This is a genomic window from Streptomyces sp. NPDC046122 (genome assembly GCF_056429965.1).
This window is the reverse complement of the sequence record NZ_JBWKLQ010000021.1, coordinates 52,077-60,373: the sequence shown is the minus strand read 5'-3', so window position 1 is coordinate 60,373 and position 8,297 is coordinate 52,077. Positions and strand designations below refer to the sequence as shown.

At 64.6% G+C, this 8,297-nt stretch carries 5 protein-coding genes and 1 pseudogene; 1 reads left to right on the top strand and 5 read right to left on the bottom strand.

What is annotated here, in order from left to right:
• A pseudogene (locus AC07FK_RS32140) lies at window positions 1-85 on the top strand (IS5/IS1182 family transposase); the annotation flags it as partial.
• Window positions 86-1,250: 1,165 nt separating this feature from the next.
• Here AC07FK_RS32140 and AC07FK_RS32135 read toward each other — a convergent pair.
• The 5 genes from AC07FK_RS32135 to AC07FK_RS32115 form a co-directional block, all read right to left on the bottom strand.
• Window positions 1,251-1,736: a transposase gene (locus tag AC07FK_RS32135; protein ID WP_479108447.1), complete on the bottom strand. Its 486-nt coding sequence runs from the start codon at window positions 1,734-1,736 to the stop codon at window positions 1,251-1,253.
• Window positions 1,737-2,033: 297 nt separating this feature from the next.
• The gene (locus AC07FK_RS32130) at window positions 2,034-2,450 is read right to left on the bottom strand and encodes a hypothetical protein (protein ID WP_479108446.1); all 417 of its coding nucleotides are present in this window, start codon (window positions 2,448-2,450) and stop codon (window positions 2,034-2,036) included.
• Window positions 2,451-2,474: 24 nt separating this feature from the next.
• Complete coding sequence (locus AC07FK_RS32125; protein ID WP_479108445.1) at window positions 2,475-7,280, bottom strand: putative T7SS-secreted protein; 4,806 nt, start codon at window positions 7,278-7,280, stop codon at window positions 2,475-2,477.
• Window positions 7,280-7,894: a hypothetical protein gene (locus AC07FK_RS32120; protein ID WP_479108444.1), complete on the bottom strand. Its 615-nt coding sequence runs from the start codon at window positions 7,892-7,894 to the stop codon at window positions 7,280-7,282. Before AC07FK_RS32120 ends, AC07FK_RS32125 begins: the two co-directional genes overlap by 1 nt.
• The gene (locus AC07FK_RS32115) at window positions 7,891-8,283 is read right to left on the bottom strand and encodes an SseB family protein (RefSeq protein WP_479108443.1); all 393 of its coding nucleotides are present in this window, start codon (window positions 8,281-8,283) and stop codon (window positions 7,891-7,893) included. The genes AC07FK_RS32120 and AC07FK_RS32115 overlap by 4 nt, the downstream gene beginning before the upstream one ends.
• Window positions 8,284-8,297: the final 14 nt, after the last annotated feature.

Here is an 8,297-nt window from a genome sequence, read left to right as displayed (position 1 = left end):
CCGCTACGAACGCAAGCCCGACCACTTCCTCGCCTTCGTCGGCATAGCCGCAGCCCTCATCTGCCACCGTCGCCTCACCAACTGAAACGGCGTCTTAAGCTGAACGACGTCCCCAGGGACGATGTCTGCGTGGAAGGTGGACCAGGCACGGCAGACTCGGCACACCTGCCCTGTCAGGAACGGTCGCAACAGGTGCAGCTCGTGCATGGAATCGCGCAGGTAGAGGCTGCCCGGTTCCAGGTCGTTTCTTGTGAGGACGGCGGTCTTGGTCGGCACGACGGGGTGGTCTCCCGTGAGTTCCCGATAGCGCACCTGTGCGGTCTGGGTCAGGTTGTCCCAGCGTGTCTCAGTGACGTGCCAGAGCGGAAGGTCCGCCAGGAAACGGGCCCGCTCGACAAGGAGCGTCAGGTCGGCGAAAGCCTCCGTGATGGCTGGCGGAAGATCGATGGGGTCCAAGCGCCTGAGATGGGAATCGTCGTTTCGGCGTTTGGTCAACCGCTCGCGTGCGTCGGCGGCGTCCTGGTCTGCCAGAAGGGTTCGTATCGCGTGGACGGGGTGCTGGTGCGGGAGCGCCCGGAGCTTGCGGCTTCCGGCCGCCTCCATCAGGACGTTGGCCCAGTCCCCCAGTCCTGGACCGCTTCGGCCTCCAACGAGCTTCTCTCTGATCGCGATCGTAGAGCCCAGGGGGATGCCAGCTTCCCAAGCAAGAGCAAGGGTGAGCAGCGCGGTGTAGCAAAGGAGGATCTCGGCGGTCTCCAGAATGGCGCTGTAGGTGGCCTGGTGTTCACCGGCGCTCATTCGGGCTTCGGTTTCCCGCCATCGATATGCCACTGGCAGGGGAAAGCGCGTCCGGACGGTGTGCCCGAGGTCGTCAAGCAGTGTTGCTGCTTCCACGCGCTGTCTCAGTCCGCGGCCCCGGTCAATGATCTTTTCCCGGGCCTGTGCGGTACGCGGCAGTATTCCGGATGCTTCCCCTGCCCCCGGCCGCACTGCCGCCGCAAAGTCCCCCGGCAACAAATGACGAAGCGCCGTACCCGCCACTCCGCGAAATACGGCTGCTATTCGGGCACCGGGCTCTCCTGGACGTACGTCTGTGCTCGGTCCCTGACGTGCTCGTCGGCGCCTGCCAGCAGCACTGCCGCAGGCTCCGGCTGCCAGGCCTCTTCTATACCAAGCGGTACCTCGCCGCCCTCGCAGACTCGGAGTCGGGGCAGGCGGCGCCAGCACGTCATACCCAAGCCGAAGCCGAGTCACTGGACGCCGAACCGCTGCCCTTCTGAACCCTCATGATCCGGGCTTGTTGAGGCGTGGCCAGCAGATGAGGCTGCAGGCCAGGGATATGAATGCGTCGTGGAGTTCGGTGCGGCGTTCCCCTCAGATGGCAAGTCTTTGAAGTGGTGGAGCAGGGCGAAGGTCTGATCGACGACGTAGCGGAGCTTGTCCATGCCCTTGATGTTCGGGACACCCTTGCGGGAGATGACGGGCAGGATCCGTCGTTTACGCAGCTCTTCCCGGTTGAGGTTGGAGTCGTAGCCCTTGTCGCCGAGCAGGGCCTCGGGTCGGTGGCGTGGCCGACCGGGACGGCCTGCGACGGGCGGAATGCCGCCGACCGAGGCCAACGTCTGGGCGACGTCGTTGACGTTCGCCGGGGCCTGCTGCCACCGCACCAGTGCGTGGCTGGCAGGTCCGCCCGGAGCCGAACCCCAATTACAGCAGGAGAAGTTGCCAAGCGACATCGGTGAAGAGGACGTACAGGATGCCTTGCAGGCAGAGCCGGTCCGCCACCGGCCGTGGCCCGGGCGACTTCTCGGCCACGCCGGCAGCAGCGGATCGATCAACGCCCACAAGCCAGCGTCCACGGTCCACGGCCGAGTACTCAGATCATCACGAACGGCCGAATCGACACACCGGTCACGCCCGACCAGGACATCTCACCAAGATCCTGTTACGAGCTCTCAGCGTGTACGGCTCACTAAATGGCTCTCGTCGAGTATAAGGACAGAACCTGTACCCGATCAGCACCACGGTCGATTCTATTTGGCGGTCTGAGGGCCAGCGCCTGGTGGAGTGTGAAACCCAAGCATTTGCCCCACCAAGAGCGATATTTCCAGCAAGCATTTGTGGGGAACATCCGGCACTTTAAAGTTATTCATTTTCAGGAAATCCAAAAAGATGTCAGGCAGGGCAAGCTGATACCGCTCCACATACTCTGACAGATCTGCACGCCAGGCGAATCTACCATCGGTCAGTACCGATGATCCACCAGGTACTCGAAATGACGCCTCGATGACGTCGACGGTGACTCCCATAACATCGAATACTGGGTGTCCTTCCCTAAGGTACAGAGAAACGGCTCTTGCATCGTAGCCAGCATCCTGGGCACACGCGTCCAGGATGGACTCGGCGTACAGGCTTGGACCACCGGGTTCCATCTCGCGGAAGAATCCCACGGGTAGCATAAATATCACTTCTCTCTACGTGATCAGCGGCAGAAAGATTCTCCAGTATCCGCCGCCGGCGATTTGGGGAACCTGACCTGGGCCGATTACAGGGTTCGTTCCCACCATATTCGTTGGCGCTCTCACAGTAACTCCCATTTCATTGGCCACCTGTTGCGCTATTGCAGAAGTAGAACTTCCGGAGTGGCAGACCATGAGTCGCAATGGCGAGCCGTTGTAATGGGGGTTATTGGTGACGGCATCCACTATTTGACCGCCATTCACCTTCCCATTCTCTAGATCGAGGAACCCATCTTCCGTGCCATGCGCTACGACATCATGCTCCCCGACATTCAGTACATTCCGGAAGTTTCTTTGGCTCGGGCCATCAGAGCCAATGAGAGTTCCAGTCTCACCGTGCGTGACAGGCGATCCAGCTGGTATACCACTGCCCTCCATATAGTCCATGTAGGGACTACACGGGGCAAGACCCAGGGGGTCCGTCCAGAGGTGCGGGTTGGTGACGTAGCTGGTGGGATTGGGAGCTGGAGCGAGGCCGAGTGGGTCAGGGGTGAGATAGCGGGCTGTTTCGGAGTCGTACTGTCGATGGCAGTTGTAGTGGAGGTCGGTCTCGGCGTCGAAGTATTGGCCGGGGAAGCGGAGCGGTGTGTAGGCGGTGGCGCCTCGCCTCCAGGCTGTGATGCCCCAAAGAGCGTTGCGGGTACACCAAGCGATGTCGCCTTGTTCATTGAGGAGTTCGGTGGGAGTGCCAACGAGGTCGGTGACGATGGCGTAGAAGCGCTCGTCTATCTCCGGCTGGGTAGCGTCGGCTGCGATGGTTTTTTTGCGTTCAGTTTGGGCCAGGGGGCGTAGGCCTTGGTGGTCCCAGGTGAGGGTGACTGTCTCTGCGGTGTCTGGGGTGCGGCTGGTCTGTTCGCACAGGGTGGTTCCGTCCCAGGTGAAGTCCACCTGCTCTACAACCGCTTCGCCATCGGCAGCGAGGCGTTGTTTTGCCGTGCGGCGCCCCAGGGGATCGTACAGATACCGCCACCTCGTACCATCCGGTGTGACCACCGACACGAGGCGATCCTCTGCGTCCCAGGTGTAGCGCCAAGTGTCGGGTTTGCGGGACAGACGAGGTTTTTGGCGCAGAGTGATGCGGCCAGCGTCATCGTGTTCGTAGCGGACGCCGCCGGCTGTGCGGATGCGGGTCCCTGTGTAAGTGCGCGAACCCACCGCTTCCTGGCCAGGCAGGGGCGTCGGCCAGCTGGCCTGGACCTGGTTACCCGCCTCGTCGTATGCGTACGTTTCCGTCCAACCCGCCGCATGAACCGCGGTGACCCGGCCAGCCGCGTCCAGGTCGAAATTCCGGATGCCATTCAGCTCATCATCGATCCCGACCAGGTTGCCGTCCGCTCGATAGGTGTAGGCACGGCGCTGGATACGTCGGTTGGAGGGGCCGACAAGTTCTTGACTGGTCAGGCGGCCCAGCTCGTCGAAGGCGCTGTTGAGGGTGACATCATCGCCGATGCTGCGGGAGAGTTCCCGGCCTGCCTTGTCATGGGCGAAGATCAAGGTGCGGCCGGAGGTGGTCAGTTCGGTGCGGTTGCCCACAGCGTCGTATGTCCACGTGCTCATCGCACCGGACGGTGTGATGCGGCCCGTGCGGCGCCCCAGCACATCGTGTGTGTACGTCAGGGTGCGGTCGTCTACCGTCTCCGCTATGAGACGGCCCGTCTCATCCCGCCTCCGGGTCAGGACCGCATCCGGTCCACGCGCCTCAGCCAAGCCCCCCGTCGGGTCGTATGTGTATGTCGTGACCGCACCTGCCGCGTCCTTTGTCACCGTGCGCCCCAGCACATCCCGCTCGAAGCGGATGGTCTTACCGGAAGCGGTAGTGCGGGCTGTCAGCTGTCCGGTTGCATCGTGCGCGTAAGCGAGGACGCGGTCGTCAAAGTCTGTCTCGGATACTAGACGCCCGGCCGGGTCGTACTCGTAGGTCCATGTCAGTCCCTGAGGGTTGGTCACCTTACGTAGTTGAAGCTGCGTGTCGTGCTCGAACTCGTACCGCACACCGTCCGGCCCCGTGCGGGCGATCATCAGGTCGAAGTGTGTGTACTCGAAGCGGGATATCGCGCCCATCGCATCGGTATGGGTGGTGCAGTTTCCCTCGGCGTCGTATGTCCACCACTCCGTGCCGCCGTCCGGTGCGGTGCGCTGGGCCAGCCTGCCTTCGACTGTCCACTCCAGCAGGGTGGTCGCTCCCAGAGGATCGGTGACAGCGACCGGGCGGCCAAAACTGTCCCGCTCGTAACGCGTCACCGCACCCAGCGGATCCGTGATCTCCAGCGGCAGTCCCGCCGGATTGCACCGTACTGTCGTCGTGGCGCCCAGCGGGTTCGTGATGCCAGACAGGTTCCCCAGCTGGTCGTACGTGATGCGAGTCGTGCCCCTGGAGGAATCCGTCTGCTCCGTGCGGTTGCCGAACTCGTCGAAGCACTGGGTGAGGTGAGTGCCGTCGGCGTCGGCTATGGAGACAGGCAGGCCCTGGTCGTTGTAGCCGACGCTGCTGTAACGGCCGTCGGGCCTTGTGATCATCAGCGTGCGGCCCGCTGCGTCGTAGGCGTAGCTGACTGTGCGGCCGAGCGGGTCGGTGGCGGTCAGGAGCCGGTCGTGTCGGTCATATGTGGTGCGGGTGGTGGCCCCGTCTGGGGCGATCTCTTTGACGACCTGCAGGTCACGGTTGACGTGGTAGCGAGTGCTGTGACCCAGTGAATTGGTCGCCGTGATGACCCGGTTGCCCGTGTCGGGATCGGTGCCGTCGTAGGTGAAGGTATTACCCAGATGGCCGGCTTCGCCTGACTGAGAGATACAACGCGCTTGGTCGTCGTAGACGTAGCTGTACGACGAGTTGTTGGTGTCCGTCCATGCGGTGATGCGGCCGAGTGAGTCGTTAGTGAAGCGGGTCGGGATGCCGGAGGACTTGGTCACCGCTGCCAGGTGGCCGTGTTCGTCGTAGCCGAAGCGGACCAGTTCTTGGTCACCGCCGTCGGTGGCTGCACCGGCCAGGTGCAGGGCGGTTATTCGGTCCTCAGCCGTCGTGATCTTGAGGTGATAACCGGCTGAGTGCACGATTGCCGTGGGGGCGCCTTGGTCGTCGTATTCGAAGGTGAGGCTCTGGCCCGAGCGGTCGATGACCTGGGCCAGGAGTGCGATGCCGTTGCCGTCGCCGCCCGGGGCGGCGAAGTCCCATATTCGGCCGCTCAGCTCGTCGGTGACTGTGTAGTCGCCGTGGGCGTCGATGGTCAGCGGGTACTGGCCGCCCTCCAGGGGCAGGGTCGGCACGCCGGGCACGGGGTGGGGGTAGGCCAGCATGGCCCCGTTGTCGCGGATGAAGATGACGCCTTCGGCGTCGATCTCCAGGCGCTGGTCGGCGGTGGAGGTCCAGTGGGGGCCGAACCAGCGACCGGCTTGGTAGGACGACTCGAATTGACGAGAGAAGACCAGCGGTAGCCGGGCAGGCAGTGACACATCGGTTTGCGACAGCGCCATCCGGCCGGTGGCCATGTCGATGGGGTCGCCGAACCACTTGCACTTCAGCTCCCGGGAGAAGTCCTTGAGCGCTGTTCCGACGCCTCGGCGTGCGGCGCCCGTGCCGGCTCCCCTTGCTGCTCCTCGAGCGGCGCCCTTGGCCACCCCGCCCGCGCCCTTGGTTCCGATCAGGTTGGAGAGGAATCTGCCGCTGGAGTCGCCGGGGTCGCTTGACCACCCGGTGCCGATGATGCCCTTCGGGATGCGCTCCGGATGGGCAGCCGTGCCGAGCAGGTTTGTAGCCAGCAGATGCTGCTGCTTGCCCCACTCGGCGGGGTGGGTGATGTTGTATGGGTCCAGTGGGTTGAGGGTGCGTGCCAGGACCACCATGTCGCCGGCGCCTTTGAGGAAGCCGCCGGCCACGTGGGTGAGGTTCATGCTCGCGCTGAGGGCGGAGTCTTTGGCTTCGGCACGGAGCCGGTCGGTGAGACCTGGTTTCTGCGGGGCCTGTTCCATTGCCTGCTTGACGCGCAGGTAGGCGTCGCGTGCGGCCTCGGTGCGCTGGCGGCGGGCTTCGGTGAGGATTGCCTGCGCCTCGCGACGGCCGGCCTCACCCGGGTCGTGGAACGCGCCTGGTTGGGCCGGTTTGGGGCCGGGATCACCACCTGCCGCGGCGATCTTGTTGTACTGGGTGGCGGCCGTCTCGTACTGGGCGACCTGGGCGGCATATGCCGTTTCGGCGCTCTGGCTGGCCCGCTGGGCACTCTTGTAGGCCTCGATGGCGGCGGCGGCCTGCCCCTGGGCCCAGCTGACCGCTTCCCCGTACGCCTTCAGGGCCTTGCCGGCTTCCTCGCAGGAGTCGGCAGCCTTCAGCCAAGCAGGCGGCTGCATCCCGAACTTCTCCCGGAACGCATCCCCGGCCTTGCCCTGCCAGGCACCGCTGTCCAGCCCGCGCAACCCCTGGCCGACCGTCTCGAACGCCTTGCCGAAGTCGGCCAGGTGGGACGCCCGCGCCTCGATCGCCGGGGCGCTGCCGTGGATCAGTTCCCTGGGGTCATCGCTCTCGCCCAGTTGCCGCTCGGGGACATCGCCCCCCAGGCGGTTGCTCACGCCTTCGCCGTAGTCCCGGACGCCTTCGGCGATCCGGTCGGCACCCACCGCGGAAAAGCCGTCCGCCACCTTGTCCGTGACCTGGTTGGTGGCCTCTCCGACGCGCTCCTTGGCGGAGTCGAGCATGTTCTCGGCCTTGGCGCCGACATGATCGACGGTGTTCTTGATCGCACCGCCTATATCGGGCAGGTCGATCCCCATCAGCGCTCACCCCCGGCAGAGCCTTCGGCGGGGTTCTGCTCTGCTTGAGGCGGGCCGTCCCACTGCCATTGGGTGTCGTCCTGCCACGCATTCCACGTCGAGGTATCCAGGTCCTGCGCCAGTTGGTCGTTGGCCTCGCTCTTCGCTTGTTCCGCGTTGACGATGGACTGGGCGCTGTAGTCCGCGTCCATGAAGTGGCCGATCGCGTTGCCCTTGAGGACCGTGTCCTTCACGGACGTCCTCTCGATCTCCTCCTGAGACGCGTACGGGTTGCCGGCGACCTGGTTCCACACGGTCTTGAACGTGTTGGCGGCGTAACGTTCCTGCTCGTGATACAGGCCTGCGTTCAAGCCGAGGCCGGCGGCGAAGTTGTTGGCGTCCTGCATGAGGGTCCGTACGCCCCAGCCCCACCGGTCGCAGAACTCCGCGAAGATCTCCTGCAGCGGCTTGTCACCCAACTCCAGCCCGGCCAGCTCCAAGTCGTCGAAACCCCGGCCCAGATTCGCATCGACGTCGAACCCGAGCTCCTTGAGCTCGTCCATCGCCAGGTTGATGCCCCTGGTGATCTCGCCCAGTGACTCGGTATCCGCCCGGTACCCGCCCGCGTCACTCATACCGCAGCCCCCTCCCCGTTGAGTGCCACCACGTCCGGCACGATCCCGGCCACCGGCGGCAGCACAAGCGGCGCCGCACCCGCCACATCCACAGCGATACCGACCGGCCCGCCAATGTCCGGAATCACCTGATCCAGAAGCCGGGCCCCGAACACCGGCACCCACTCATCAACGACCTCGCCCCGCTGCCCGGCGAAAGCCTCCAGCGCCTCTACACCGGTGAAGGCGAACAGCCAGCGCACCGGACCCGTCGCCACCGACAGCAACCCCCCGTCCACCACCGGCACAAGCACCTCACTGCGCCGGAACTCCCCCACCAACGCCCGCAGATCACCCGACCCCGTCCCGGCCAACTGCTGCAGCCGCAGTGCCAACGCCTCAGCACGCATACCAGGCACCCCCG

Coding starts and splice junctions, on each gene's coding strand:
- AC07FK_RS32115 (WP_479108443.1), bottom strand. CDS start 8,283: ATGCGTGCTGAGGCGTTGGCACTGCGGCTGCAGCAGTTGGCCGGGACG.
- AC07FK_RS32135 (WP_479108447.1), bottom strand. CDS start 1,736: ATGTCGCTTGGCAACTTCTCCTGCTGTAATTGGGGTTCGGCTCCGGGC.
- AC07FK_RS32125 (WP_479108445.1), bottom strand. CDS start 7,280: ATGGGGATCGACCTGCCCGATATAGGCGGTGCGATCAAGAACACCGTC.
- AC07FK_RS32120 (WP_479108444.1), bottom strand. CDS start 7,894: ATGAGTGACGCGGGCGGGTACCGGGCGGATACCGAGTCACTGGGCGAG.